The sequence below is a fragment of the Chryseobacterium elymi genome (assembly GCF_003385495.1).
GTDB lineage: Bacteria > Bacteroidota > Bacteroidia > Flavobacteriales > Weeksellaceae > Chryseobacterium > Chryseobacterium elymi.
Genome location: NZ_QNUH01000010.1, coordinates 62,001 through 87,709 on the forward strand (window position 1 = coordinate 62,001; position 25,709 = coordinate 87,709).

At 37.7% G+C, this 25,709-nt stretch carries 22 protein-coding genes; 7 read left to right on the forward strand and 15 right to left on the reverse strand.

Features of this window, described 5'->3' with window-relative positions:
- Window positions 1–32 precede the first annotated feature (32 nt).
- From mutY to DRF60_RS12865, 4 genes are all read right to left on the reverse strand, one after another.
- Window positions 33–1,067 carry an A/G-specific adenine glycosylase gene (mutY, locus tag DRF60_RS12850; protein ID WP_116012433.1) on the reverse strand — a complete coding sequence of 345 codons (1,035 nt, stop codon included), beginning with the start codon at window positions 1,065–1,067 and terminating at the stop codon, window positions 33–35.
- 195 nt (window positions 1,068–1,262) lie between these two features.
- The gene (locus DRF60_RS12855; protein ID WP_116012434.1) at window positions 1,263–1,772 is read right to left on the reverse strand and encodes a hypothetical protein; all 510 of its coding nucleotides are present in this window, start codon (window positions 1,770–1,772) and stop codon (window positions 1,263–1,265) included.
- A gap of 28 nt (window positions 1,773–1,800) precedes the next feature.
- Window positions 1,801–3,162: a DUF5458 family protein gene (locus DRF60_RS12860; RefSeq protein ID WP_116012435.1), complete on the reverse strand. Its 1,362-nt coding sequence runs from the start codon at window positions 3,160–3,162 to the stop codon at window positions 1,801–1,803.
- 21 nt (window positions 3,163–3,183) lie between these two features.
- Window positions 3,184–3,630, reverse strand: a complete 447-nt coding sequence (locus DRF60_RS12865) for a type VI secretion system contractile sheath small subunit (protein WP_167443735.1) — start codon at window positions 3,628–3,630, stop codon at window positions 3,184–3,186.
- A gap of 354 nt (window positions 3,631–3,984) precedes the next feature.
- On the opposite strand from DRF60_RS12865, the gene DRF60_RS12870 reads away from it, so the two are divergent.
- On the forward strand, window positions 3,985–5,031 hold the full coding sequence (locus tag DRF60_RS12870) for a hypothetical protein (protein ID WP_116012437.1): 1,047 nt from the start codon (window positions 3,985–3,987) through the stop codon (window positions 5,029–5,031).
- A gap of 63 nt (window positions 5,032–5,094) precedes the next feature.
- Here DRF60_RS12870 and DRF60_RS12875 read toward each other — a convergent pair whose 3' ends face one another.
- The 6 genes from DRF60_RS12875 to DRF60_RS12900 form a co-directional block, all read right to left on the reverse strand.
- The gene (locus DRF60_RS12875; protein ID WP_116012438.1) at window positions 5,095–7,191 is read right to left on the reverse strand and encodes a M13 family metallopeptidase; all 2,097 of its coding nucleotides are present in this window, start codon (window positions 7,189–7,191) and stop codon (window positions 5,095–5,097) included.
- A gap of 325 nt (window positions 7,192–7,516) precedes the next feature.
- Window positions 7,517–9,574 carry a M13 family metallopeptidase gene (locus DRF60_RS12880; protein ID WP_116012439.1) on the reverse strand — a complete coding sequence of 686 codons (2,058 nt, stop codon included), beginning with the start codon at window positions 9,572–9,574 and terminating at the stop codon, window positions 7,517–7,519.
- Between the two features lie 115 nt (window positions 9,575–9,689).
- Window positions 9,690–10,940, reverse strand: coding sequence for a CinA family nicotinamide mononucleotide deamidase-related protein (locus tag DRF60_RS12885; RefSeq protein WP_116012440.1), 1,251 nt, complete (start codon window positions 10,938–10,940; stop codon window positions 9,690–9,692).
- A gap of 427 nt (window positions 10,941–11,367) precedes the next feature.
- Complete coding sequence (locus DRF60_RS12890) at window positions 11,368–11,910, reverse strand: lipocalin family protein (RefSeq protein ID WP_116012441.1); 543 nt, start codon at window positions 11,908–11,910, stop codon at window positions 11,368–11,370.
- A gap of 73 nt (window positions 11,911–11,983) precedes the next feature.
- Complete coding sequence (locus DRF60_RS12895; RefSeq protein ID WP_185144589.1) at window positions 11,984–12,718, reverse strand: LytR/AlgR family response regulator transcription factor; 735 nt, start codon at window positions 12,716–12,718, stop codon at window positions 11,984–11,986.
- 96 nt (window positions 12,719–12,814) lie between these two features.
- A complete protein-coding gene (locus tag DRF60_RS12900) occupies window positions 12,815–14,596 on the reverse strand; it encodes a histidine kinase (RefSeq protein WP_238640208.1) in 1,782 nt (593 codons plus the stop codon).
- A 369-nt stretch (window positions 14,597–14,965) separates the two neighbouring features.
- On the opposite strand from DRF60_RS12900, the gene DRF60_RS12905 reads away from it, so the two are divergent.
- The gene (locus tag DRF60_RS12905) at window positions 14,966–15,640 is read left to right on the forward strand and encodes an SIMPL domain-containing protein (RefSeq protein WP_116012443.1); all 675 of its coding nucleotides are present in this window, start codon (window positions 14,966–14,968) and stop codon (window positions 15,638–15,640) included.
- A 200-nt stretch (window positions 15,641–15,840) separates the two neighbouring features.
- Window positions 15,841–17,037, forward strand: a complete 1,197-nt coding sequence (locus DRF60_RS12910; RefSeq protein ID WP_116012444.1) for a vWA domain-containing protein — start codon at window positions 15,841–15,843, stop codon at window positions 17,035–17,037.
- Window positions 17,038–17,128: 91 nt separating this feature from the next.
- Here DRF60_RS12910 and DRF60_RS12915 read toward each other — a convergent pair whose 3' ends face one another.
- The gene (locus tag DRF60_RS12915; protein WP_116012445.1) at window positions 17,129–18,334 is read right to left on the reverse strand and encodes an NAD(P)/FAD-dependent oxidoreductase; all 1,206 of its coding nucleotides are present in this window, start codon (window positions 18,332–18,334) and stop codon (window positions 17,129–17,131) included.
- 115 nt (window positions 18,335–18,449) lie between these two features.
- Here DRF60_RS12915 and DRF60_RS12920 point away from each other — a divergent pair, with 115 nt between their 5' ends.
- Window positions 18,450–18,830: a SpoIIAA family protein gene (locus tag DRF60_RS12920; protein ID WP_116012446.1), complete on the forward strand. Its 381-nt coding sequence runs from the start codon at window positions 18,450–18,452 to the stop codon at window positions 18,828–18,830.
- A 100-nt stretch (window positions 18,831–18,930) separates the two neighbouring features.
- On the opposite strand, the gene DRF60_RS12925 is transcribed toward DRF60_RS12920, so the two are convergent.
- A complete protein-coding gene (locus DRF60_RS12925; RefSeq protein WP_185144590.1) occupies window positions 18,931–20,133 on the reverse strand; it encodes an MFS transporter in 1,203 nt (400 codons plus the stop codon).
- A 194-nt stretch (window positions 20,134–20,327) separates the two neighbouring features.
- Here DRF60_RS12925 and DRF60_RS12930 point away from each other — a divergent pair, with 194 nt between their 5' ends.
- On the forward strand, window positions 20,328–21,188 hold the full coding sequence (locus tag DRF60_RS12930) for an AraC family transcriptional regulator (protein WP_116012447.1): 861 nt from the start codon (window positions 20,328–20,330) through the stop codon (window positions 21,186–21,188).
- A gap of 198 nt (window positions 21,189–21,386) precedes the next feature.
- On the opposite strand, the gene lipA is transcribed toward DRF60_RS12930, so the two are convergent.
- Window positions 21,387–22,253, reverse strand: coding sequence for a lipoyl synthase (gene lipA / locus DRF60_RS12935; protein WP_116012448.1), 867 nt, complete (start codon window positions 22,251–22,253; stop codon window positions 21,387–21,389).
- A gap of 109 nt (window positions 22,254–22,362) precedes the next feature.
- Between lipA and DRF60_RS12940 the strand changes: the two genes are divergently transcribed.
- Window positions 22,363–22,995 carry a hypothetical protein gene (locus DRF60_RS12940; protein WP_116012449.1) on the forward strand — a complete coding sequence of 211 codons (633 nt, stop codon included), beginning with the start codon at window positions 22,363–22,365 and terminating at the stop codon, window positions 22,993–22,995.
- A gap of 96 nt (window positions 22,996–23,091) precedes the next feature.
- On the opposite strand, the gene DRF60_RS12945 is transcribed toward DRF60_RS12940, so the two are convergent.
- The gene (locus DRF60_RS12945) at window positions 23,092–23,652 is read right to left on the reverse strand and encodes an RNA polymerase sigma factor (protein WP_116012450.1); all 561 of its coding nucleotides are present in this window, start codon (window positions 23,650–23,652) and stop codon (window positions 23,092–23,094) included.
- Between the two features lie 145 nt (window positions 23,653–23,797).
- Between DRF60_RS12945 and tyrS the strand changes: the two genes are divergently transcribed.
- A complete protein-coding gene (tyrS, locus tag DRF60_RS12950) occupies window positions 23,798–25,093 on the forward strand; it encodes a tyrosine--tRNA ligase (protein ID WP_116012451.1) in 1,296 nt (431 codons plus the stop codon).
- 78 nt (window positions 25,094–25,171) lie between these two features.
- Here the strand turns inward: tyrS and DRF60_RS12955 are convergent, their stop codons facing one another.
- The gene (locus DRF60_RS12955; protein ID WP_116012452.1) at window positions 25,172–25,588 is read right to left on the reverse strand and encodes a hypothetical protein; all 417 of its coding nucleotides are present in this window, start codon (window positions 25,586–25,588) and stop codon (window positions 25,172–25,174) included.
- Window positions 25,589–25,709 lie beyond the last annotated feature (121 nt).

A 25,709-nucleotide genomic window follows, 5' to 3' on the forward strand; every position in this document is an offset into this window, starting at 1 on the left:
CAAATTAGATTTTAGATTTTGGGAGACAAATTTCAGTCTTTCAGTGAGTTTTGGATGTAGTTTTCCAAAGGCTTGGGAAAAGATTTATCGTGAAAAGCTTCAAAGTCTGTAATGAGGTACTGATTTTCGGCTATAAAACTGTTCCAAACCGCTTCTGAATGAACCTCAACACTTGAAATTTCAATGATGAGATTCTTATGGGTAAGCTTATGGTTGATGGTTTTTACATTCCTGATAAACGGTTCCAGCTCTACAGAAATTACCGGTGGAAATTCAAATAATTTTTTCCAGATGAAATCGTCTTTTCTCTGCCGGATCAGAAACTGTCCGTTTCTGTGCACAAAATAATATTTCAGGGCAAGATCTTCTGTTTTGACCTTTTTTGTTTTGACAGGATACTCTGATATTTTCTGCATGGAAAATGCAAGACAGTCATCATTTACCGGACATTCGCTGCAAAGTGGATTTTTAGGCTTACAGATTTCTGAACCGAGGTCCATCATAGCCTGATTAAAATCGCCTACATTATCTGGCATGACCATTGCTGCCAATTGAGAGAAATAGGAAAAGGCTTTTGAATTGGAAATATCAAAATCGTCCGCAAAAATACGGCTTAAGACCCTGTAAAAATTACCGTCAACAGCCGGCATTCTACCTCCAAAACAGATGCTTGAAACTGCCGCAGCGGTATATTTTCCGACTCCTTTTAATTTTAAAATCTCTTCATAATCGGCAGGAAAAACACCTTGATAATCATTCATGATCTGCTGTGAAGCTTTATGGATATTAATGGCTCTTGAATAATATCCAAGTCCTTTCCAGTAGAGCAGCACTTCATTTTCTTCCGCATCAGCCAGTGTCTTTACATCCGGAAATCTTTTAATAAAGTTATTATAATGGTTGAGTCCCTGACTGATTCTTGTCTGCTGAAAAACAATTTCGCAGATCCAGATTTTATAAGGGTCTTTTGTCTGTCTGAAAGGCAGATCTCTTGCATTTTTTCCGTACCAGCTCAGTAATTTATTTCCAATATGGAGAAATTCTGAACTTTTATTATCTCTTTCCAAAAACCTTTGTCTGTTTAAATGATTTGAGGGAATTCTTAACTGCAACTATTTTTATGATGCTTCGACTTCGCTCAGCATGACACCTCTAATACCATATAGCTGCAGATTGTCATGCTGAACGGAGTCGAAGCATATTTTGCAACCTCTTTTTAAAAAGCTTAAAATGCTGTCAGTTCCCGTTCTGCAAAGATAAAATTATTTATCCTTTTTCACGGAATATACGGGAGCTGCTTTCAACCATTGATATTTAAGATTTCTTTCTGCAGCAATAAACCGGTAGCCTTCAAGTTTTTTCAGGTAAAGGTAAATTGAATCTGGTTTAAGCTTCAGTCTTTGATCGGAAAGAAACATGAACGGATAATCCATCACAGAATCTCTTATTGTTTTCAATACTTTTCCGGATCTTACTTTGTAAAGAAAGAATGTTTTTCCTCTTCCTTTTGAGCTGTCAGTCAGTTTCACATTGGAACTTGCAATAACCAGCTCGCTACCGTCAAAGCATTCTTCTTCGTTCATGATATAAGCTTTTCCCTGCTGCCGTTCATCCTTAAAAAGATCCACGGCATAATGATCCGGTGCCTGGTATTTTTTCTCGCATCCGGTCAATATAATCAGCAGAAATACAGTCAGAAAGAGGCTTAAACTATTTTTGATCACATTAATTTTCATATGAATTGGCAGTAAAAAACCGATGTAAAAATGCATCGGTTTTGTTATTAAAATTAGATTGTTGTTATTCCTGAGTATATTGTGCATCCCACTCGTTACCATCATCTCCTTTATGTCCGTCCAATTTAATAACGAAACTTTTTGTAGGGAAATAAGGGGTCATACGGATATCAAGCCATACTCTGTCTTTATTAACTCTGTCCTGCTCGAAACGAACAATTTTGAATTTTTCAATAAGCTTGTCCGGACCTTTGATATTGTCAAGGAAGGTTACGATCTGCCTTCTCAAATCGTCTTCATTCTTAGCATTCCAGTTTTCGAATGCTCTTCTGTTCAGGAAGTCAAGTAAAACTTTAGTTACATAGTCGAATACACGTACTACTGAATAGGTCTGAAGACCAATATTGTCTCCTGTAAACAGTGTTTTTGCAGAGAATGCCATGATTTTTCCATACTCGTTCACCATTGGAACAAGACCCATTTTTTCCAATTGAGAAATTTCACTTTTCTTCAATTCGAATTTTACGGCATCTACTTCGTTGATATTACCATGCTTTTTACCTGCTGCCACCTGAGACATCAAAGTTTTGTGGATTTTTCCTGCCAATGAAGTGGAAGGCGGAAGCTCTACATTCTCTTCTTCCCCTACTTCTTCAGCTCTTCCTCTTCCTACAAGCCAGTTACATGTCATAATAACGTTACTTCTATGAAGCTCGCCACCGGTAAGGTTGGCAGAGTGGAATAAGTCGACTACGTCATCCGGTTTATCCAGATTGGCAAAGTCGGTCACCATCATTACTTTGTTTTCGTTACAGATCTTGGCCCATTTTTCAATGACTTTGTTTGAGCCTAAATATCCGGGTATTGCCAGGATAGAATAGTTGTCTCTAAGATCTAAACGGTCGTAATAGTTTTTGAATTCTTCGGAAATAGCATCAATGAATAAAGGATTATCCAGATCTGAAACCTGTTCAAGGCTTGCGTTAACGATGCTTACGTTATCCACTTTATCCAATTCTGTATTTTTATAGAACTGAGCTACAGTTCTGTAGTTGGTTTCCAACAAACGTACTGCATCAAGTGTATTTTTCAGATTGGTCTTTAGATTTTGGTCTGCTGCCTGCGCTTTGGTTTTGCAGGTCTCTGCCATTTTATCTGCAGACTCATTTCCTTCTAAAAGACTCACCCAAAGGTTTATTTTTTGAAGAAGCTCTTTTCTTTCGTCTGATTTATTGGTATCTGTCAGGAAAATTTCTTTCCTGGCTTTTCTTGTAGGGTTCATATTGGCGATACCGTCTACAACGGATTCAACAAAGCCAAAACCTCCTATTTTATTAAGCTCCGCAAGCGGGTTGCCCTTCGGCTGCCCTGAGTGTTGCTGCTGACCCTGCTGTTGGCTTTCTTGTGCCTGTAATTTGCTATCCATGATTTGATTTAGTGTAAATAATTATTTTTCAAGTTCTTGTGCCACATCTTTCAATACTTCGATGAATGCAGCTCTGGTCTGTTCATTCTCAAGCATATTACGCAGAATCTTATTGGTCTTCAGCTGGCGTACAATCTTATTGTACTGCTCTTGCTCCATGCTAAGCTGTTGTAAATAGTCTGATTTCTGAGTAAGATTTTTGGGTGTAAAATCTGCAAGATTCTGAAAACGGAATTCCTCCTCTACTACACCGCCATCTTCCGTTTCGTGCTGTACTGCTACGGATGGTTGAAAATGTCTGAAGACGTCGTCCACAGTTTTTAATCCTGTTACGATTTCAGGGGTATAAGATTCTTCTGTAGTAAGCTGGCTTACTATCAGCGATTTGTTTTCCTGTATTTCCTGAATAGCTTCATTAGCGTCTACTTTTACCTCGTTGCCGCCAACACCATAATTAAACATTGCCATATTATTGTTATTTTGAGATTTCTGATTTTGGTTTGGATCTGTCTTTGAGTAATTTACTGATGAATCAAATAAATTACCAATCCAATGTTTAAATTTAAAAAAAAACTGTAACATACAAAATTTTGTAAAGATTTTTCTTGAAATATTTAATTTAACCTAATTTATATATAACGTAAAATCATGACTTTACGATATCACTAAACTATGAAAAATAAATAAAATAAGCTGTGGGAAAATAAAAATAAATCTTTGTATGCTTTGCATTTATGAAAAAGCATTAACTATATATTAAAATAGGAATTCTTCCGATGTGAGGAAAAAAAATTCTTTATATTTAAACAAAGTAACAGAGTCATGAAAGATGTAAAGATCGCGTTTAGAAAACCAATATATCCTGTTTCTGAAGCATTAAATCAGTATTTGGAAAGACATAACAGAACGACTAAGATTCAGTTTTTATATGAGGACCTGCTAAGATTCAGCGACAGTGTAAATATTCTGGATAAGGAGGGCAAAGATACTTTGTGGCTCGGTGTATTGTATTCTGAACATGAATTTACAGAAATAGAGGCTAATTTAAATAAGATTTATACGCTTCTTCATTCTGATGGGGACGAAGCTACTTTACCCTATCTGAAGGTAGATACCATCGACTTCTGCACTTTCGGAAACTCCAAACCTTTCCGGATCCGGGTGAGGAATATTCTCAATGACAATCATACCAATTTTTATATTAAACAGGCCGATGCTTCCCGCATCTACGGGCTGGAAATTGAAGACCTGCTTTCTCCCAACCGAATTAACTTTCTGATTTACAAAAACACTTTGATAGAGGAACATATCTTAGGAATTCCCGGAGATGTTTTTATTCAGAATCATTTGCACAAGTGTACGGAACTGGAGAAGGCGCAGATTTCCAAGGAGTTTGTAAAGTTCAATGAACGTTGCCTTATTGGGCTACTGGGTGATATGCGCTCTTATAATTATGTCATTATTCCTATTCACGATTTCGATCAGGTTATTTACAGAATCCGACCTATCGATTTTGATCAGCAAAGCTATGAAGGGAATTTGAAAGTTTATCTTCCCCAATATTTCAAAGAAAACAATGCAATGGTTAAGATGGTACTGGAAAAACTGAAACCCAATTCTATAGAACAGTATCGTAAAGAAGTCCGTTCGCAAATTGTAAAAAGAGTGACCAGCAGCAAAAACAGATTCAATGAACTTATTGCCATTATGAAAAAAGAAGATATTGCGCCGGAAGCCAATGTCACAGAGCTGAAAACAGCTTTACAAAAACTCACCTACGACGTCAACTTCAAGTATTGTAAAACCATGGGAGATATTATTGAAACCGGAATAAATTTTGTCCTACGGAATTATAAGAAAGCCTATTAAAAAGAGAATCCATCTCACATGAATTGGGATGGATTCTTTCTTTTCTAACAATTTTTGGTTATTCTACCAAATTTTTATCCTGTCCTGAGGCGCTTTGTACATTTTGTCCCCAGGTTTTATGTCAAATGCTTTGCTGAATGCATCCTGATTGACCAGTGGCCCAAATGCCCTGAACACCCCCGGAGAGTGTGGATCGGTCTTTACCTGGTTGATCATATACTGGTCAGTAGATTTGGTTCTCCAAACGGTTGCCCAGCTCATGAAGAATCTCTGATCCTGTGTAAATCCACTGATTTTTCCGGGATTTCCTTTGTCCTTCAGATACATCTGAAGCGCATCGTAAGCCACTGCTACTCCACCAAGGTCACCAATATTTTCACCGCTTGTAAATTTACCGTTTACAAAGCTGCCTTTTACCGGTTCGTAAGCGCTGTACTGAGCAGCTAACTGTCCTACTTTCGCATCAAAGTTCTTACGGTCTTCATCCGTCCACCAGTTGTTAAGGTTTCCGTCACCGTCAAAACGTGAACCGCTGTCATCAAAACCGTGAGAGATCTCGTGTCCGATAACGGCTCCAATACCTCCAAAGTTTACGGCAGCATCAGCTTTAGGGTTATAGAAAGGAGGCTGAAGAATGGCAGCCGGGAAAACGATCTCATTGTTTGATCCGCTGTAGTAAGCATTTACAGTTTGCGGAGACATTCCCCATTCTGTTTTATCGACCGGTTTTCCTACTTTATCAAGGTTTCTCTGGTATTGCCACTCGGAAACATTCTGAAGATTGGAATATAATGTTGCTCCCTGTTTTGGAGACTCTACCTTTAACTGTGTATAATCTTTCCATTTGTCCGGATAAGCAATTTTCACAGTGAATTTAGAAAGTTTTTCCTGAGCTTTCACTTTAGTGGCCGGAGACATCCAGTCCATATCGTTGATATGTGTTTTGAATGATTTTAGAATATAATCAATATACATCTCCATCTGGGCTTTTGCTTCAGGAGTGAAATATTTTTCAACGTATAGTTTCCCGAAAGCTTCGCCAAGAACTCCATTTACAAGAGAAAGGCCTCTTTTGTCCATCGGACGCTGCTCTTTCTGGCCCTGAAGATATTTTGAATAGAAATCGAATCTGATCTGCTCCAGTTTATCATCAAGATTGCTGGCATTCCCATTAATCAAGTGGTATTTCAGATAATCTTTTAACAGAGGGAGATTCTTTTCAGTCACAAACTGATCCATATTCTGGTAATATTTCAGTTCACCGATGATTACTTTGTCGGTATTTACTCCTGCATCCTTCAGATATTTGGCAAGGTTGACATTTTTAACCAGTCCTGAAAGTTCATTTATATTTTTAGGGTTGTATCTCAGATTGGCATCTCTGTTCTGCTCCAGGGTCAACAGGTAATTGGCAAGCTGCTTTTCAAATGCTACCACATTCTGGGCAGCCTGTTCTGAATTTTTATTTCCTAAAACTCCGAATAATTTCCCGACATAAGCCTGATATTCTGTTAAAGTTTTAGTATTGGCTTCATTTACTTTCTGATAATAATCTCTCCCTAATCCAAGATCCGGACCGCCAAGATATACGGCATTCATTTTAGAATTCTTCATATCTGCGCCTACTCTCCAGCCATAGAAGGAATTGTCTCCTAATTTTGTGGCTTCAAGAAGGTATTTCTGCAGGTCATTAAGGTTTTTAATGGCATCAATTTTTGCTAAATCTCCTTTGATTGGAGCCAGCCCATCTGCATTTCTTTTATTTACATCCATAAAAGAGGCATACAGATTCTGGATCTTCTGCCCTTCAGATCCTTCGGAATAGCTTTCTGATAGAATTTTGTTCAGAATATCCAGGGAAGCATCATCCACATTTTCTCTCAAAGCATTGAAAGAACCCCAGCTTGCTTTGTCTGAAGGAATCTGGGTGGTTTTTACCCAATTCCCATTCACATAGCTAAAAAAGTCATCCTGCGGGCGAACGCTTTTATCCATATAAGATACATTGATTCCCTCATCTTTTATTTCACCTTTCACGGATTCTGCAACAGCAACCGTAGTTTCAGTTTTGGTTTCTGTAGCGGCAGTTTTAGCCGTTCCGCATGAGTTTAAAAATACAATGCCGGAAAGGGCAAGTACTCCAATATTTAGCTTTTTCATTAAAGATAATTTTGATTGTATACAAACTTACCAAATATACAAACTTTAACGATAGGTAATAAATGATAAATGATAATTGATATATGATAAAGAATTAGCAATCGGACACGAGGTTCGAGCTGCGAGGAACGAGTCAATCCCATTTTGAGCGTATAAGCATTATAGAGCTTTAAGGTGAGAAATTGGGCTGTCCATGAATCAGAATAATTTATTTATTCAATCCTAACCCCGGAATTTGTACCCCAATAACCCGTATCTTGAAACTCGCATCTGCTACCTGCAACTTAAAAACAAAAACCGCTCATTGCTGAGCGGTTTGTTATTTTTACCAGATTTTGATTCTGTCTTCCGGAGTTTTGTATAATTTGTCTCCTTTTTTCACATCAAATGCTTTATAGAAAGCATCAACGTTGATGAGTGGACCGAAACTTCTGAAGTATCCCGGAGAGTGCGGGTCAGTTTTCACTTGGTTCACCATATATTTTTCACTGGATAAAGTTCTCCAAACGGTTGCCCAGCTCAGGAAGAATCTCTGATCCTGAGAGAAACCACTGATTTTCCCTGGATTTCCTTTATCTTTCAGGTACATCTGAAGCGCATCGTAAGCGATATTTACTCCTCCTAAGTCAGCGATATTTTCTCCGTTTGTGAAAGTACCGTTTACGAAAGTTCCTTTTACCGGCTCGTATTTGTCATACTGCGCAGCAAGAGCTTTTGTTGCTTTCTCGAAGTTCGCTTTATCTTCCGGTGTCCACCAGTCTACCAAGTTTCCGTCTGCATCAAACTGTGCTCCTGAATCATCAAAACCATGGCTCATTTCGTGACCGATAACAGCACCGATACCACCAAAATTAACAGCAGCATCGGCTTTAGAATTGAAGAAAGGTGGCTGAAGAATTGCAGCCGGGAATACGATCTCGTTATTTACCGGGTTGTAGTATGCATTGACCGTTTGCGGCGTCATACCCCATTCTGATTTGTCCACAGCTTTACCGATTTTTGCTAGATCTTTATTGTACTGCCATTCGGTAATATTCTGAAGGTTGCTGTATAGATTTCCACCTTTAGCTTCGGAAACGATATCTAATTTTGAGTAATCTTTCCATTTATCAGGATAAGCAACTTTTACCGTAAACTTGTTCAGTTTGTTCATTGCCTTTTCCTTCGTTGTAGAAGACATCCACGCTAAATTGTTGATGTGAACAGCAAAGCTTTTCTTTAAATAGTCGATCAATTCTACCATCTGTGCTTTTGCTTCAGCCGGGAAGTATTTTTCAACATATAATTTTCCGAAAGCTTCACCAAGCGTACCATTGATCAATTCAAAACCTCTCTTGTTCAATGCTCTCTGCTCCTGCTGGCCTCTCAGGTATTTACCATAGAAGTCAAATCTCATGTTACCTAATTTTTCACTTAAGTAAGCTGAGCTTCCGTGAATCATGTGGAATTTTAAATAATCTTTGATCACAGGAAGGTTCTGAGCAGACACCAATTTATCAAATTCTTTGTAATATCCGATTTCCCCGATAATTACTTTATCTGTACTTACCCCAACGTTTTTAAGGTAAGCAGGAATATCAACTCCTTTTACCAATGTTGAAAGCTCGGCCATTGTTTTTGGGTTGTACTGCAGTGTATTGTCACGGCTCTGTTCGTTGGTAAGATAAGTTTTTGCAATGCTTTTTTCGTAATCAACGATTCCTTTTGCCGCTGCATCAGCATTTTTGTAGCCTAATTCTTTAAGCATGGAAGCTACATATTTCTGATATTCATTTATAGCTTCTGTATTTTTTTCGTTTACTTTCTGGTAATAATCTCTTCCTAATCCCAGAGAAGCATTTCCTAAGTACACGGCATTCATTTTAGAATCTTTAAGATCTGCATCAACGCCCCATCCGTACAAAGTATTTTCGCCGTCTTTTGTTACAGAAATCAAATAGTTCTGAAGGTCAGCAAGATTTTTAATCGCGTCAATCTTATTCAGATTAGCCTGAATAGGTTTGATCCCGTCTGCATTTCTCTTCTCCATGTTCATGTAAGTAGCATACAAATCCTGGATCTTCTTGCCCTCGCTTCCATCTGCAAATTTATCTTTCAGAAGAGAGTTCAGAATAGTCATTGAGTTGTTATCTGTATCTTCAGCCAGTTTGTTGAAACTTCCCCACGTCGGCTTATCAGACGGAATCTTGGCTGTTTTCATCCAAGTTCCGCTTACGTAGTTATAAAAATCATCCTGCGGGCGTACAGAAGTATCCATAAGGCTAATGTCCAAGCCTTTATCTGTGCTGTTAACTGCTGTTTTCACGGCTTTTGCCTGTCCGCTCACTGTATTAAGTGAACAAACTCCTGCCAGTAAAAACAAAGAAAGCGTTAGTTTTTTCATTATGATAGCAAATTTATAGTATATGTCTGTCTTTTTAATAATCTGTTACAATTCCTTTCAATAAAAAATTACTAACTATAACTGTTGATTATTTTATTTCTTAAGAATTAAAAAATTACTCCGAAATTAATAAGCCCACCAGATCCTGAATGATTTTCTGGGAAACGAAATTCATAAAATCAGGCCTGTCCAGATGAGGCATGTATAATTTTGAAGTGACTTCTTTATCTTTAATCCGTATCGTATAAAAAACCGTTCCCACTTCTTTGCCATCCTCACCTTTACCCGGACCCGCAACACCTGTTGTGGACAGGGAAATATCAGCACCAAATAATTTTTGGCAGCCTTCTGCCATTTCACTGGCTACCTGCCCACTTACAACTGTAAACTGGTCTACGGTCTCTTGAGAAACTTTTAAAATCTCTATTTTCTTTTCTGTAGCATAAGGTATAATCCCGCCGATAAAATATTTTGAACTTCCGGAATTGGATGTGATCATTTTTGCAAGCTCACCCCCCGTACAGCTTTCCGCAGTTGAAATAGTCAGTTTTCTTTCTGTAAGGAGCTCCGCCAGAATTTTCTCTATTTTATCTTCCGATACCGCAATAACATGATCCTTTACCAAAGGAAGTAGCTTCTGGATCTCGTTTTCTGCCTGCTGTTTCAGGGCTGCTTCATTTCCCCCCGAAGCAGTCAGTCTCAGTTTTACACGCGTTCCTACCGGCAGATAAGACAATGCAAGGTTCTCAGGAAGGCCAAGCTCCCAATCTTCAATAGTATCTGCGAGAATACTTTCTGGAATACCCACCACGGAAACTATCCTGGTATGGATATAATAAAGGTTGAATTTATCTTTTAAATAAGGAATGATCTGGTCCCTGATCAACGGTTTTACTTCATAAGGAACACCGGGAAGGCTGAAACATAATTTTCCATCCCGTTCCATCATCATACATGGTGCGGTTCCGAAATGATTTTGAAAAACAACAGATTTTGTAGGAACAAAAGCCTGTTCCCTGTTTCTTTCAAGAATATCCATCCGGCCGCGCCTTTCCATATAGTTTTTAAGATGGTTGAAAGTGACCTCATCCAGTGCAATTTCATCATTGAAATATTCCGCCAGTGCTTTTTTGGTTTTATCGTCTCTTGTCGGGCCCAAACCACCCGTAGTGATGATCAGGTCTCCAAGTTCGAAAGCAGCATTTAAAGTGTTTTTAATAGTATTGATCTCATCTGAAATGGTGAAGATCTGTGTAACCTGTATGCCTATGTTTTTAAGCTCTGTGGCAATAAAATTAGAATTGGTATCAACGGTGTTTCCGGAAAGGATTTCATCACCTATAGTAATCAGAACAGCTTTTTCCATATATAAACTCTTGAAAGAAAATGTCCTGCAAATGACGTAAAAATCTACGGCTGCGACAACATAAAATGATTTTTTCTATCTTTGGCTGATACTGTTTAAAACTATAATTATTCGGCAATAGCAAAGCAAGCTTGAGAGTTTGAAAGTTTGAGTATAGTTATGATTCAGGTTTCGGAATACAAGTTTGAGCGCTATAAGGTTTAAAGCAGATTTAAGTTATGAATTTCATGTCTTGGGATTCGAGCTTTCTTGATTAAACAGTCTGAGTATGCTAGACAATCTTCTTAACCTTACCTGCAGTCTGAGATCTTGGCACTAAAAAATTCACATTTCACCTGCAAAACAAAATTCACAATTGACGTTTTCAACCTCCTTTTCAACCTCAGTCTTGTATCTGATGTCTTATATCTGAAATCTTAATTCCTAATTACTGATTATGTTTTACCCAAATAAGCTCATCCGTGTTATACCCTAATTTTTTTGCTTTTTCCATGAAACGCAGTCTTATACTTTCAGGAATCGAGGTTGTTCTGGACAGGATCCACAGGTATTTTACACTGCTTCCTGCCACCAGGGCATACTGATAATCTTCGTCAATATCAATCACATTGTAACCGGCCCAGATTGGTTTGAAGAACGAAACTTTAAGACGGGCTTCGGTTTTATCTTTTACAAACCTGGCTTCTCCGATGGATTCTTTCCATTCTTTTTTAACGTAATCATAGCCTTTATTGCGGACACGGATAGAACCGTTTGGATTTTCAGAGTATTCAGCGGTGACATTATCCATATTTTTCTCAAACCTGTAATCGAAACGGGCAATTTCATACCATCTTCCGAGATATTTTTTAGCATCAAAGTTATGGATGGCAACAGCTCCTTTTGTAATTCCGGGAGAACAGGAATTGTAAACAACCAGCCCCAGAATACCTAATGTAACCGGAACCGCAATTTTCTGAAAAGTTTTCATAATGAGAATATTTTGCTTGATTGTCCTGAAAACTTCAAAAATAATGCCTTTAAGCTGTTAAGGAAAGATAATTCTAGGAAAATACTTTCAGAAAATTATCTTTAAAACTTCCTGACACCTCAATCTCCGTACCATCTGAAAGCATCACAGTTCCACTTTTATGGTAAGATTTTACAAATCCTGCGTTGATAATATGGGAACGGTGAACCCTTACAAAAGGGTTTTCCAGCAGGTCATCAAAATGTTTCAGGAAACGGCAGACCATTTTTTTTGATCCATCGGTAAGATAAACCTGTGTGAAATTTCCGTCTGCCTGCAGCCTTAAGATATCTTCAGTTTTTACGACATCAAATCCCTGAAGTGTCGGGAGAATGAGCTGCTGCTTTTCAGGCTTTAGCTTTAAATTTTCGAGGAGTATTTTGTTACGGTTGAGCTCTTCTTTTTTTTCAAGGCTTTCCGCTACTTTATTCACTGCAATAATAAGCTCTTGGATATCAATTGGTTTTAAAATATAATAGCTTGCAGATTTATTAAGCGCCTGCAATGAATATTGGGAAAATGCTGTAATGAAAATAGTTTCGTAGGAAAATTCTTTGGTAGCTTCCAATACATCAAAGGCATTTCCGAAAGGCATTTCTACATCAAGAAAAACCAATTGCGGCTGTTTTTCAGCGATTAAAGGAACAGCTTCTTTGATATTTTCTGCCTCGCCTACAATTTCTACCTGCGGGCAGTATTTCGTGATATAATTTCTGAGAACTTCTCTTGCAATAATCTCATCGTCTACAATTACTGATTTTATTTTCATTTTTTTCAGGTTAGAGGTTGGAATGAGTGAAGATTTTTATTGATATTTCCCTTTTAATTTCAGAATGTAACAGGAAGCTTTTAAGGCTTTCTTTCTTTAAATAATATTAATTTTTATAGTCACCAAAACTCCACTGTTGTTTTCTTTGTCTTTTACAGAGCAGGTAATATCTTTTTTATAAAGATCATTCAGAAGCTGAATCCTTTCCAGTGTATTTTTCATTCCACGGCCTTCTCTTGCTTTCTGATGTTGGGTTTTCTGTTTTTTACTTTCTTCAATCCCTATTCCGTTGTCTTCAATGTTGATTTTTAAATGCTGGTCTTCTTTTTCAAAGCTTAATTTCAAAAATCCTTTTTCACTTCTGTAGCGCAGGCCATGCCAGACCGCATTTTCAAGGAACGGCTGGACAAGCATTCCGGGAATTTTCAGGCTTTGCATATTCAGGCTTTCGTCTACCTTAATTTCATAATCAAATTTATCGGCAAAACGTGTTTTTTCAAGAGCAAGATAATTCTGAAGCAAATCCAACTCCTGCTGAAGAGGAATGAAATCTTCGGTGGAATTTTCCATGACGCCACGCATTAATTTAGAGAATTTCGTAAGATACTGGTTAGCTTCCAGTTCGTTATTTGTCGCGATGAAATGATTGACACTGTTTAAGCTGTTAAAGATAAAATGCGGATTCATTTCACGCCGTAATGACTGGAGCGCTATTTTTTTATTTTTGATCTGAACTTTTTTCAGCGTTCTGAAAATAAAGATAATCAGTCCGGTTAACAGGATCAGAACTCCAATCAGGCTGTAATTAAAGACATTTTTCTTACGGATCAGCTGGTCTTTCAGCTCTTTTTCTTTTTCAAGCTGTGAGATCTTCTGCTCGGTATCTTCCAGTATTTTATTATCAACCAGACTTCGGTCCTTTGAAACCAGGTCGGGAAGTTTCCCAAGAAAATCCCTGTACAGCGAAACCGAAGCATCAGTATCTCCTGCAATATTATAGAGGCTGTCCAGCCTTTTTACACTTTTCTGAGCTTCAAGTGTATGTCCTTTTTCAAGGGCAATTCCATAGGCATTCTTTAATAAGGTAACAGCTTCTTCAGGGTCATTTTTTTTAATGTAAATATCAGCCAGTTCCTGAATCTGGTTGACTTTTTCCTGTGAGTTTTCTTTTACAAAATCTTCTTTCAGAACTTTCTTTTTGGCTTCAATAGCTTTTTCGAAATTTCTGTTTTCAATGTAGAAATTAGTAAGTTTCTGATTGATTTCCAATGCCTGCTGTGGAGCTTCTTTTTTAGAAAGAACATAGGCATTGTTAAGGTTTTCTTCTGCTTTGGGAATGTCTTTCTGTTGTATATTGACATCTGCCATCTGGCTGTAACTTGCTGCCAGATCACCTTTGTCTTTTGTTTTGAGACCTATATTGATATTCTCCTGAATGGCCTCTGCTTTCTGTTCGGGCGTGGGAGAAGAAAGTCTTGCCACGTCATTGGCATTGACAGCCCTGCTTTTTTCAGTATAGCTCATCTCGGCTGCCATGCTGTAATTGCTGATGGCGGGAGTTATTTTGTTCTGCTTTTCCTGTGACTGGGCAATTTTCCGGGTGACAGACTCCAGATTCTTCTTGTCGTTAAGGTCTTTATAAATGGTTCTGGCTTTGACTAAAAATTCTTCACTTTTAGCATAATTTCCCTGATTGTAATAATCATTAGCAATTCCTACATAGGTGTCGGCAATGCCTTTATTATCATTGTTGTCTACAGCTTTTTTGAGTCTGGCTGCAGATTTGTAGGCCTGAGTAACCCGCGTAGTGTCCTGTGCTATATAGAAATTTCCTGTAGCAAGGATGAAGATTAACAGTATTTTAAAAACTAAATTCACGGATTTCAGATCTTGAATGCAAAGTAAGTAAAACTTTAGGTATCCTTTCCTATTCTTTACCAAGTCAAAACTCTATTTCACCAAGTTTGCCGATCAAAAAATGAGAATATTTAATTTTTCAGCTTTGAGATTTTTCAGCAAGAGAAAAGATATTATGCGCTGCGGAAACGAGTCAAACATATTCTTATTTGCTTATATTCTTAATCACTTAATAGATCTAATTATATTTTAAATAGTCTGAAGAAGACGATTCTCTGGGGGAACATATTTTTACAGCAATTCACCAAGTGAAAACCTTATTTCACCAAGTCTCTTCATTTCCGGTTTCAGATCGCCGTAATTTTACTTCAGAATTTAAAACAAGAAATTATGAAATTGAGACATTTTTTATTGATCGGAATCTTTACCCTGGGAAGTTTTACCAATGCACAGGAAGTAAAGAAAAATGCAATTGAAGTTACAGGTATTGCAGAAATGGAAGTAGAGCCGGATGAAATTATCTTCAGCATCGGCATCAAAGCAGATAACAAAAATGAGTTGGCAGACAATGAAAAGAAGCTGATTGAGACATTAAAGAATTCCGGAGTGAAGAACGAGGATATCAAATTTAAATCAATGTACCAGAATATATATGCTAAAAATGGAAAATTCACAAAAAATTACCAGTTCAAGGCCAATGCAAAAGCAAATATCAGTAAAATATTCGAAGATCTGAACCAGAAATGGGTGAGCAGCCTGAACGTTGCGGAAGTAAAGAACACTAAAATTGCTGATTTTAAGAAAACCGTTAAAATCAATGCTCTAAAAGCAGCAAAAGAAAAAGCAGATTATCTGTTGGAAAGCATGGGCAAAAAGACCGGAGCCCCGATTGAGATTATCGAAATTGAAGATTACACCAGCGATACAGTTCTTCCAGTAGCTTATAAAGGCAGTATCAGAAATATACAGCTTGAAGCAGCAGATGCCGTAACGGATTTTTCCTTTGACAATATTGAAAATATCAAGCTGAAATACAGCATCAAAACGAGATACGAAATCCTTTAAAATTAACAGATTTAACAGACAGCCCGGAAGGGCTGTTTTTTTGTTTTAAACCGGCTTTATAAAGTTTACCAAGTGAAAGTCAGGTTTCACCAAGTCTCCCAATTTTCAGCCTTAAATACAGATAATTTTACTTCAGGAATTAAAACAATAAAAAAGTTAAGATTCAATATTACAGCAGATAACCAATAAAAAATAGAATTATGACAACTTTAAAAATCTTAGCAATGACAGTTGTTACCGCTTTTTCAAGCTCCGGCAGTTTTTCAGACATCCGCTGCTCAAACAGCAATACATCAGGCAGGGAAGCATTTATACAAAATGCTTCGGTAGCACAGCGTATGGTAACATCAAAGGATAACAAAATCCAGGTTGCCCTTCTATTGGATACTTCCAACAGTATGGACGGCCTGATCGATCAGACCAAATCGAGGCTTTGGAATATTGTGAATACTTTAACCACCCTAAAGTATAACGGACAGGCTCCACAGGTTGAAATTGCCCTTTATGAATATGGGAATGACGGTATCCGGGATGAAAATTATATCCGCCAGGTTACTCCCCTTACGCAGGATCTGGATCTGGTTTCCGAGAAGTTATTTGCATTAAGAACTAATGGGGGAAGTGAATATTGCGGTGCCGTGATCCGCGATGCCTCGATGAACCTGAACTGGGATAGCAACGAAAAAAGCATGAAACTGATTTATATCGCCGGCAATGAGCCGTTTGATCAGGGAAAAGTGAATTACAAGGAAGCCATTTCCAAAGCTAAAAGCAAAAACATTTATACCAATACTATTTTCTGTGGGAACAGAGAAGAAGGGACGCAAACCTTCTGGCAGAACGGAGCAGTAATAGGCGGCGGCAAATACTTCAATATTGACAGTAACAGAAAGGTGATTTATATCGAAACGCCTTATGATGTAAAAATCTCAGAATGCAATACAAAGCTGAATGATACCTACATTTATTATGGAAGTCATGGCTCTGAATATAAGCTTAAGCAGGTTACCCAGGACAGGAATGCAGAAGTTCAGTCGGCTTCCAATTACGTAGAAAGAACCGTAGCCAAGTCTAAAAAAAATGCTTATAAAAACGACCATTGGGACCTGGTGGACAAAGCTGAAAGTGATGCAGGATTTATTGCTACTGTGAAGGATGATGCGCTGCCAGCTGAATTAAAAGGCAAAAGCAAGGAAGAAATTAAAAAAGCAGTTGCTGTAAAATCTGCAGAGCGTGAGAAAATCCAGAAGGATATTGAAGAGCTGTCAAGAAAACGTCAGGAATACATTGATACCGAAATGAAAAAACGGGGCAATGCAGATTCTGATGATCTTGGAAAAGCAATTGAAAGATCTATTCTGGAGCAGGCAAAAACGAATGGATATACTTCGAAATAACAGGAATGGTGGCTTCGCAGCCACCATTTTTTATTGCATTTTTCTTAATACCCGCTTACACTGGCGACAAAGGTTCCAGAAGCTACCAGTTTTATCTCCCGAATTGAAAATATTCAGACAACACGTGTTTTTTATTTTTCATAAACTGTGAAGCCATTTCCATCCCTGTCACAGAAAAAGTGATCCCATTTCCCCCGAAACCCAGGACAAAATAAGAGTTCTTAAATTTTTTATGCTCCCCAATATAAGGCAGTCCATCCTTGGTTTCCCCAAAAGTTCCGGCCCAGACAAAATCTGTATAAAAATGATAACCGGGTTTTATTTTTTTCAGGTTTTTCAGGATGTCTTTTTCCTTTTTATCAAGAAGAGAATCACGTTTTCCGGCATCGCTAAAATCTTCATCTCCACCGCCAATCAGAAGTCGGCCATCATCTGTTGTCCGCATATAGATATAAGGATCATCGGTATTCCATACCAATGTGCTGCTGATATTTTTGAATTTGTTGTCATCAATTTCTGAAACGATAGCGAACGTACTTTTCAAATTAACAAAATTTTCCTTCAGCAGGTTTTTGCTTTCATAACCAGTACAGTAGATCACTTTTTTAGCTTTGATCTGAAAACCGCTGTCTACCGTGACCAGATTAAAACCTTTATGATATTCCACCTTTATCATTTCAGTCTTATCAAATATTTCTAAACCTTTTCTTACATTATGTTTAAATAGTTCATGAGCAAACTTAAAAGCATCAATACTGGCTCCCTGTCTGGACACAATTCCCCCATATGTATTTTCAAGTCCAAAATTTTCTACAATTTGATCTGCTTCCAGCCATTTTACATTAAAACCGGCATTTTTTCTTGCAGTATATTCATCCTTAAGCCAGCTGACATCTTTCTTTTTTGATGCGAAATACAGAGATTTCTTTCGTTTAAATCCCGCATCAGATCTTATCTGTTTTGAAAGTTTTTCTAGAGTATCTATTGCATCGGAACAGGCTTTGTAACTTTCTATAGCTCCTTCCTTACCAATCAGTTCTTCCAGTTCAAAAAGAGGAACATCTATCTCATACTGCAACATGGAGGTAGTTGCTGAAGTACTTCCGTTACAGAGTTCACGTTTGTCAATCAGGATCGTTTTATAGCCGTCACTAACCATTTGATGAGCAATCAGACTTCCGGTAATGCCACCTCCTATAATTAACACATCACAGTTTTTATTTGATTTCAGGGACGGGTAAGAAGCTGTCAATCCGTTTTTTAAAAGCCAGAAAGGTTTGTTTGATTTTAGATCCATAATTGAATAATACATTTAAAACAATAACATTTATAAGTATTTTAACGATTTTTTATCAATTTATGGTGCAATTATTGTACCCAGTTTTAAAATCCAACCATTTAAAATAATTAGTATGATAACGATTATTCCAGAAGCTCCGGAAAATGTTGCAGCATTCAGTGCGACCGGAGATGTGACGAAAGAAGATTTTGAGAACCTTGTCATTCCTCATGTAAAAGAAAAAGTAGATCAGTTTGGCGAGCTGAATTACTTATTGTATTTGGATACTGATCTGGATAATTTTACCATGGGCGCATGGCTTGAAGACGCATTTTTAGGATTAAAAAATCTTACAAAATGGAACCGTACGGCTATTGTTACAGATAAAGAAGGGGTACAGAACTTCACAGATATTTTCAGCGTTCTGATGCCGGGAGAATTCAAATCCTTTCCTAAAGAAAACTTATATAATGCACTTTACTGGTGTAAAAACGGTAATGAAGTAGAAGTTTAGCATTATACTATGAAGAGAAAGAGGCTTTGTTCTGTCGTGAACAAAGCCTCTTTTATATCTATAAATCTTTAAAGTGCTTTATAATCCAGTTTTAAAACTATTATTTATCACAAGGCACACATTCTATAGCTGCATCATGATTGTCAGGAGTTTCTTTCCCGTACAGATATCTGTATCTCAAACTTATTACCAGACCTATGAATGTCATCCCCACTCCTACTAACGAAGGGTATTTAAAGGAAAAACCATATTCCAAAGGAATTCCGCCCAGGAATGCTCCCATCGCATTGGCAATATTAAATGCTGCCTGCATGAATGCTGCGGCCATCATTTCACTCTTTGGAGCCGCCTTCATCATCATGATATTAATAGGTGCGGCAACAGACATCGATAGCGCACCGCAGATAAAGGTAAGTATAAGTGCTATATTCTGATTCTCTGAAAATAAAAATACTCCTGCAAGAGAAATCATCATCAGAAAGATCAGCAATGCACATGTTTTCTCAGGTCCCAGCCTGTCGGAAATAAATCCTCCGGCAAGATTCCCAACAACCATTCCGGCTCCGGCAAGAATCATTACATAAGCCATATGATTACTTTGGATTCCGGCAACTATTGTCATTAAAGGACTAATGTAGCTGAGCCATGTGAACAGTCCTCCAAATCCAATCGCTGTAATTCCTAAAACCAGCCATGACTGTTTATTTTTAAGAAATTTCAATTCTTCCAGAAAATGGGTATTCTGATTTGATTCTGTGGCGGGAAGCCATAATTTCAGGAATAATATGGCAAAAAGGCCTATTAATGCTACAATTGCAAAGTAGAATCTCCAATGATAAGCATGCCCGATATACGTGACCAGAGGAACCATGATTAAATTGGCTATCGTAAGCCCCGTAAACATTAAGGATATATAAAATGCCTCCTTTCCTTTTCCAGCCATACGGGATGCTACCACCGTTCCTACTCCGAAGAATGCACCGTGAGGAAGTCCGGACATAAATCTGATGACCAGCATGGTTGTATAATCAGGAGCTACCGCAGAAAGCCCGTTAAACAACGTAAATAGGATCATTAAAACCATCAGAACTTTTTTAGGCGGAAATTTCACGGAATACCCGATCAGGATCGGAGCTCCGATCACCACTCCCATCGCATAGGCTGAAATAAGATGTCCAGCTTCAGGAATGGTAATCTTTAAGGTATTTGCAATATCAGGAAGCAGTCCCATTACGGTAAATTCTGTAGTTCCAATTCCAAGACCGCCTATGGCCAGTGGTATTATTCTTTTATCAATCTTCATTGTCAGTAAACTTCTTTTCGAATTAATTTTAAATGATTTTTTTGTGAAAAATAAAAACGGATTTTCATCTTTACTTTTAAAATGCAAAATTCGCGAGAAATATCGGTTTTCACTTCTCTTGAAATGATAAAAATTTGCTCCATATTAACCTTTTTATGTAATTTTAAAATCAGAATCAATCAAATAAGAACAAGATGAAAATCCAGAAAGAAGTCATAGCGTTTGAGAACGGAAAATCTTTCAAACTTTTTTCACCGTCTTTAAAGAATTGTTTTTTCTGGCATCATCACCCGGAAATAGAGCTTGTCTATGTAGAAGCCATCAACGGGATTCGCCATGTGGGACGGGATATTTCCGTTTTTACAGAGAGTGATCTGCTTTTAATAGGATCCAATGTCCCTCATCTTAATTTTGATTACGGTATCCAGACCGAATGCAGACAATTGGTGCTTCAGATGAGAGAAAATTTTCTTCAGGAAATCATTGTTCCCGTTCCGGAATTTCAAAATATTAGGCAGCTTTTGGAGAGATCTTATCTGGGGCTCTCATTTTCCGGAGAAACAAAAAAAATAGTCATAGAAAAACTCCATAAGATCAAAAATAAAAACTCATTTGAATCTCTGGTGGGACTGATTGAAATTCTGCAAACTCTTGCCAATTCGAATGAAGTAAAGGAACTCAATAAGGAAGATACCAGAATCAAATGGTTCCTCAATGACAAGATCAGAATGGGAACCATCTACGATTACATCCACGAAAACTATGATAAAAAACCTAACGTCAACGAAATTGCAAAGATTGTCAGCCTCAGTACTCCCGCTTTCTGCCGTTATTTTAAGAAGCAGACGAATATGACTTTCACGGATTTCGTTAATAAATACAGGATCAATCAGGCTAAAATATTTCTGCTTAAGGATTATTCTGTGACGGAGGTTTGTTTTCAGGTGGGTTTTGAAAGTTTATCTTATTTTAATAAACTGTTCAAACAGCATATGGGTGAAACCCCTTCAGAATTCAGGAAAAAGCATTTGAAGAATATTGAGGTTCGGAATTGATTATTTTTTTTAACCACCCCGTCAAAATTCTTTGAATTTTTGCCACCCCTCCACGGGAGGGGAATATGATCCGACAGATTTGTCAGGAGGAAAGTTATCAATTTTTTAATTTAAGAAATATCTCTCATCACCGAGTTCATTACTCAAAATATTAAGTGTTTAAAATAAAAAACCGCTTCGAGTGAAGCGGTTATATTTTTAGTGAATATGTTTTTCAGCGTGGTAAGAACTTCTTACTAATGGTGAGCTTTCCACATGTCTGAAACCTAAGCTTCTTGCAAAATCTCCCAGCTCATCAAACTCTTCCGGTGTAACAAATCTTTTTACCGGCAGATGTTTTTTAGTAGGCTGAAGGTACTGTCCAAGCGTAATTACATCTACATTAGCATTTCTGATATCCTCAATGGTCTGGAAAACTTCATCTTTAGTTTCCCCTAAACCAAGCATTACCCCGGTTTTTGTTCTTCTCTGGCCAGCTTCTTTTAAGTATCTCAAAACTTCTAAGCTTCTTTCATATTTAGCCTGGATTCTTACTTCTCTTGTCAGCCGTTTTACGGTTTCCATATTGTGAGAAATTACTTCAGGTGCCACATCTACCAACCTGTCAATATGTTTTGTAAGTCCCTGAAAATCAGGAATAAGAGTTTCCATCGTCGTTCCCGGGGAAATTCTTCTTACTGCATTTACCGTCTCAGCCCAAAGGATAGACCCCATATCTTTCAAATCGTCACGGTCCACAGACGTAAGAACAGCATGCTTGATCTTCATTAATTTAATGGAACGTGCCACTTTTTCTGGCTCATCCCAATTAACATCAAGCGGTTTTCCTGTTTTTACACCACAGAATCCGCAGCTTCTTGTACAGATATTTCCTAAGATCATGAACGTTGCCGTTCCTTCTCCCCAGCATTCACCCATATTCGGGCAGCTTCCGCTCTGGCATATGGTATTTAATTTATATTTGTCGACCAAAGTCCTAAGCTCCCTGTAATTCTTTCCGGTAGGAAGTTTTACGCGGATCCACTTTGGTTTTTGAACGGTAGTATCTTGAACTAAATTCTCCATTTATTTCTCAAATTGAGCTTCAAAGTTAGTGATTTTTTTATCGAAACAATCAAAGACAAACATCGATGAAACATATAATTTCATAATTTTAAATTACCAAAATTAAATTATGAAGAAGATCCTTTTTACCCTATCCGTTATTATCAGTACATTTTGCTTTGCTCAGGAGGAGCTTCAACCGGCAGGTTCGAAGATCATTGAAACTGTGGAAGGAGATCTGGATGGTGATAAAATTCCTGAAAAAGTAGTTATTTATACTACAGCAGATGAAGGTGAACTGGGTAAGATCCGCGAAATCCAGATTCAGAAAAAAAATGGCGGAACATGGATGATCTTGAGTAAATCAAGAAATGCCATTCTTGAAAGTGCAGGCGGAGGGATGATGGGTGATCCTTATCAGGGAACAACTGTAGAAAAAGGGATACTGAGTATCACCCAGGCAGGCGGAAGCAGCTGGAAATGGGGCTACACGGATAAATACCGGTTTCAGAACGGACATTTTGAACTGATTGGCCATTCTTCAACATATGGAAGACCCGGAGATTATTGGACAGAGATAGACTTTAATCTTTCCACAGGGCAGCTTAATTATAAAAAAGAGGTTGAAAATACTGCTGAATATGGTAAATCCAAGCAGGAAACCTATATTAAAAAAGGATTGAAAATAGATATGCAGAACAGGAATCAGAAAGAGCCTAGGAAAATTGTTCTTCCTAAGACAAAGGAGGAAGTTTATTTGTAAAATCTTGAACCATTAAGATTCTATCAAGTTGTTAAGATTATTAAGGTAAGCTTTGCTTTTAAGACTGAATGAGACTGATTATCTTACTTAGAGATATTAATTATCATCAAATTCATTATTTTTCAGCAGCTCGGCAAGAACTTTCTTGGCGCGCATCACCCTTACTTTGGTATTGGCAACGGAAATCCCAAGCTCTTCTGCGATTTCCTTGATGCTTTTTTCTTCGAAGAATCTTAGTTTGATAATATCCTGGTAGTTGGCGTCCAGCGATTCGATGGTCTTGATGATCTTTTTCTGCTCTTCATTGGAGATCATCAGCTCTTCCGGAGATTTTGCAAACTGGTTTTTAACCTCATCAAGGTTTTCGGTAGGATCCTGGTTTTCGCGGCTTCTTTTCCTCCAGAAATCAATGACGGTATTCTGGGCAATGGTTAGCACCCAGGTTTTAAACTGAAAATGAGGATCGTACATATCCAGCTTCGACAACACTTTGGAAAAAACATTCACCGTAATCTCATCTGCATCATTTTCATCTTTTACTTTTTTCATGACAAAAGAGAAAACATCCACCCAAAAAATATTGATGAGCTTAGTCTGGGCCTTCTGGTCCTTTTCTTTTGCCTTTTGAATAAGCAAAAATAGCTGTTCGTCGTTCATGAGTAACAAATATAATTTTTTTAAGTGAAAGCACAAAGGTGCAGACAGTCCTTTTTATCCTCTGATTTTTTTACCTTCTGACATCTATTCTCTATACTCCTGAATTTACTATCTTTGCATCGTAAAATTTTAAAGAAAATTATAGATGAATTCCTTTATAGAAGAACTAAAATGGCGTGGTCTTTTTGCCGATATGATGCCAGGAACCGATGAACAACTAAATAAAGAGGTAACTACTGCATATATTGGTTTTGACCCGACTGCTGATTCTTTGCATATCGGAAGTCTTATCCAGATCAAAATTTTAGCGCATTTCCAGCAGCATGGACACAAACCTATCGCTTTGGTAGGAGGTGCTACAGGAATGATCGGAGATCCTTCAGGGAAATCTGCAGAAAGGAATCTGCTGGATGAAGCCACTCTTCTTCATTATGTTGACTGTTTAAAGAACCAGCTTTCAAGATTTTTGGATTTTGACGGTAATGGTCCTAATAAGGCAGAATTAGTCAACAATTACGACTGGATGAAGAATATTTCTTTCCTTGATTTTGCTAAAAATGTGGGAAAAAATATTACGGTGAACTATATGATGGCGAAAGATTCTGTGAAAAAGAGATTTTCCGGGGAAAGCGGTGCAGACGGAATGAGTTTTACGGAATTCACTTACCAGCTTATCCAGGGATATGATTTCCTTCATCTGTACCAAAATAATAATGTGAAACTTCAGATGGGAGGTTCCGATCAGTGGGGAAATATCACTACAGGTACTGAACTGATCCGCAGAAAGGCCCAGGGAGAAGCATTTGCATTAACGGTGCCTTTAATTACTAAGGCTGATGGCTCTAAATTCGGAAAGTCTGAAAGCGGAGAAAATTACTGGCTGGACAAAAAGAAAACATCCCCGTACAAATTCTACCAGTTCTGGCTGAATGCTACGGATGAAGATGCTGAAAGATTCATTAAATTCTACACATTCATTGGAAAGGAAGAAATTGAAGCTTTAATTGAAGAACACAAAACGGCTGCTCACGAAAGAAAACTTCAAAAAAGACTGGCTGAGGAAGTAACAGTATGGGTACACGGCAGAGAAGAATATGAAAAGGCAGTAAAAGCTTCTGAAATTTTATTCGGCCGTTCTACAGCTGAAGATCTTGTAAGCCTGGATGAAGAAACTTTCCTTGAGGTTTTTGATGGTGTTCCGCAAAAAGAAATTGTAAAAGCTGATGTTTTGGGAATAAGTATTGTTGATCTTCTTTCTGAGAAATCAGGATTCTTAAAGTCTAAAAGTGAGGCTCAAAGGGAGATCAAAGGAAATGCAATTTCCGTCAATAAAGAAAAGGTAAATGATACTTACACCGCTAATGAAAGCGACCTTATTGATGGGAAATTTTTACTGCTTCAAAAGGGTAAGAAAAGCTATTTCATTGTAAAGGTTATTTAATTTACTACTACCTATAATAAGAAGACCGGCGCTGAGATTGATCTCAGCGCCGATTTTATTTATGAAGTTATTTAGTTTTTAGAATACATAACTTGCAGAAGCAGATAAATATTGTCCGCTGGAAGTTCCTTCTTTTTTCAGCTCGCCATCTACCCAGATCTGAACCTTCAACGTAGAAGAAGCATCTGCTCCGATTGCATTTACAGCAACATTAGCATTATAAGCACCTGCTTCTGATGTCACCTCCGGACTTGTCCATGTTGTTCCGCTAAGACTTGAAGCTGTGGTTGGATTGCCATCAATTCCATATACTGCTACTTCAATATTACTTCCTGAAGAAGCTATGGCTTTAAAAACAACTTTATGGCTGCTTTTTGCCGGACCGTTGTCATCGTCATCATCGCTACTACAAGATGTTGCAAACCCAATAAACATGGTGGTCAGCAATACTACAAACATACCTTTAAGCAGCTGGCTCATTCTCATTCTTTTCATAATCTTTTGTTTAAATTTTTAATTAATTATTTAATATTCTATGATCAGTGATTTGATACCTGCAAAGCTATTAGAGTCGCCAAACTTTATCAATCCTGAAAAAGGTGTAATTTTTTCTACC

Excerpts from the sequence above, each read along its gene's own strand:
- DRF60_RS12855 (WP_116012434.1), bottom strand. The coding sequence starts at position 1,772 with ATGCATTTTTACATCGGTTTTTTACTGCCAATTCATATGAAAATTAAT.
- DRF60_RS12860 (WP_116012435.1), bottom strand. The coding sequence starts at position 3,162 with ATGGATAGCAAATTACAGGCACAAGAAAGCCAACAGCAGGGTCAGCAG.
- DRF60_RS12865 (WP_167443735.1), bottom strand. The coding sequence starts at position 3,630 with ATGGCAATGTTTAATTATGGTGTTGGCGGCAACGAGGTAAAAGTAGAC.
- DRF60_RS12870 (WP_116012437.1), top strand. The coding sequence starts at position 3,985 with ATGAAAGATGTAAAGATCGCGTTTAGAAAACCAATATATCCTGTTTCT.
- DRF60_RS12875 (WP_116012438.1), bottom strand. The coding sequence starts at position 7,191 with ATGAAAAAGCTAAATATTGGAGTACTTGCCCTTTCCGGCATTGTATTT.
- DRF60_RS12880 (WP_116012439.1), bottom strand. The coding sequence starts at position 9,574 with ATGAAAAAACTAACGCTTTCTTTGTTTTTACTGGCAGGAGTTTGTTCA.
- DRF60_RS12885 (WP_116012440.1), bottom strand. The coding sequence starts at position 10,940 with ATGGAAAAAGCTGTTCTGATTACTATAGGTGATGAAATCCTTTCCGGA.
- DRF60_RS12890 (WP_116012441.1), bottom strand. The coding sequence starts at position 11,910 with ATGAAAACTTTTCAGAAAATTGCGGTTCCGGTTACATTAGGTATTCTG.
- DRF60_RS12895 (WP_185144589.1), bottom strand. The coding sequence starts at position 12,718 with ATGAAAATAAAATCAGTAATTGTAGACGATGAGATTATTGCAAGAGAA.
- DRF60_RS12905 (WP_116012443.1), top strand. The coding sequence starts at position 14,966 with ATGAAATTGAGACATTTTTTATTGATCGGAATCTTTACCCTGGGAAGT.
- DRF60_RS12910 (WP_116012444.1), top strand. The coding sequence starts at position 15,841 with ATGACAACTTTAAAAATCTTAGCAATGACAGTTGTTACCGCTTTTTCA.
- DRF60_RS12915 (WP_116012445.1), bottom strand. The coding sequence starts at position 18,334 with ATGGATCTAAAATCAAACAAACCTTTCTGGCTTTTAAAAAACGGATTG.
- DRF60_RS12920 (WP_116012446.1), top strand. The coding sequence starts at position 18,450 with ATGATAACGATTATTCCAGAAGCTCCGGAAAATGTTGCAGCATTCAGT.
- DRF60_RS12925 (WP_185144590.1), bottom strand. The coding sequence starts at position 20,133 with ATGAAGATTGATAAAAGAATAATACCACTGGCCATAGGCGGTCTTGGA.
- DRF60_RS12930 (WP_116012447.1), top strand. The coding sequence starts at position 20,328 with ATGAAAATCCAGAAAGAAGTCATAGCGTTTGAGAACGGAAAATCTTTC.
- lipA (WP_116012448.1), bottom strand. The coding sequence starts at position 22,253 with ATGGAGAATTTAGTTCAAGATACTACCGTTCAAAAACCAAAGTGGATC.
- DRF60_RS12940 (WP_116012449.1), top strand. The coding sequence starts at position 22,363 with ATGAAGAAGATCCTTTTTACCCTATCCGTTATTATCAGTACATTTTGC.
- DRF60_RS12945 (WP_116012450.1), bottom strand. The coding sequence starts at position 23,652 with ATGAACGACGAACAGCTATTTTTGCTTATTCAAAAGGCAAAAGAAAAG.
- tyrS (WP_116012451.1), top strand. The coding sequence starts at position 23,798 with ATGAATTCCTTTATAGAAGAACTAAAATGGCGTGGTCTTTTTGCCGAT.
- DRF60_RS12955 (WP_116012452.1), bottom strand. The coding sequence starts at position 25,588 with ATGAAAAGAATGAGAATGAGCCAGCTGCTTAAAGGTATGTTTGTAGTA.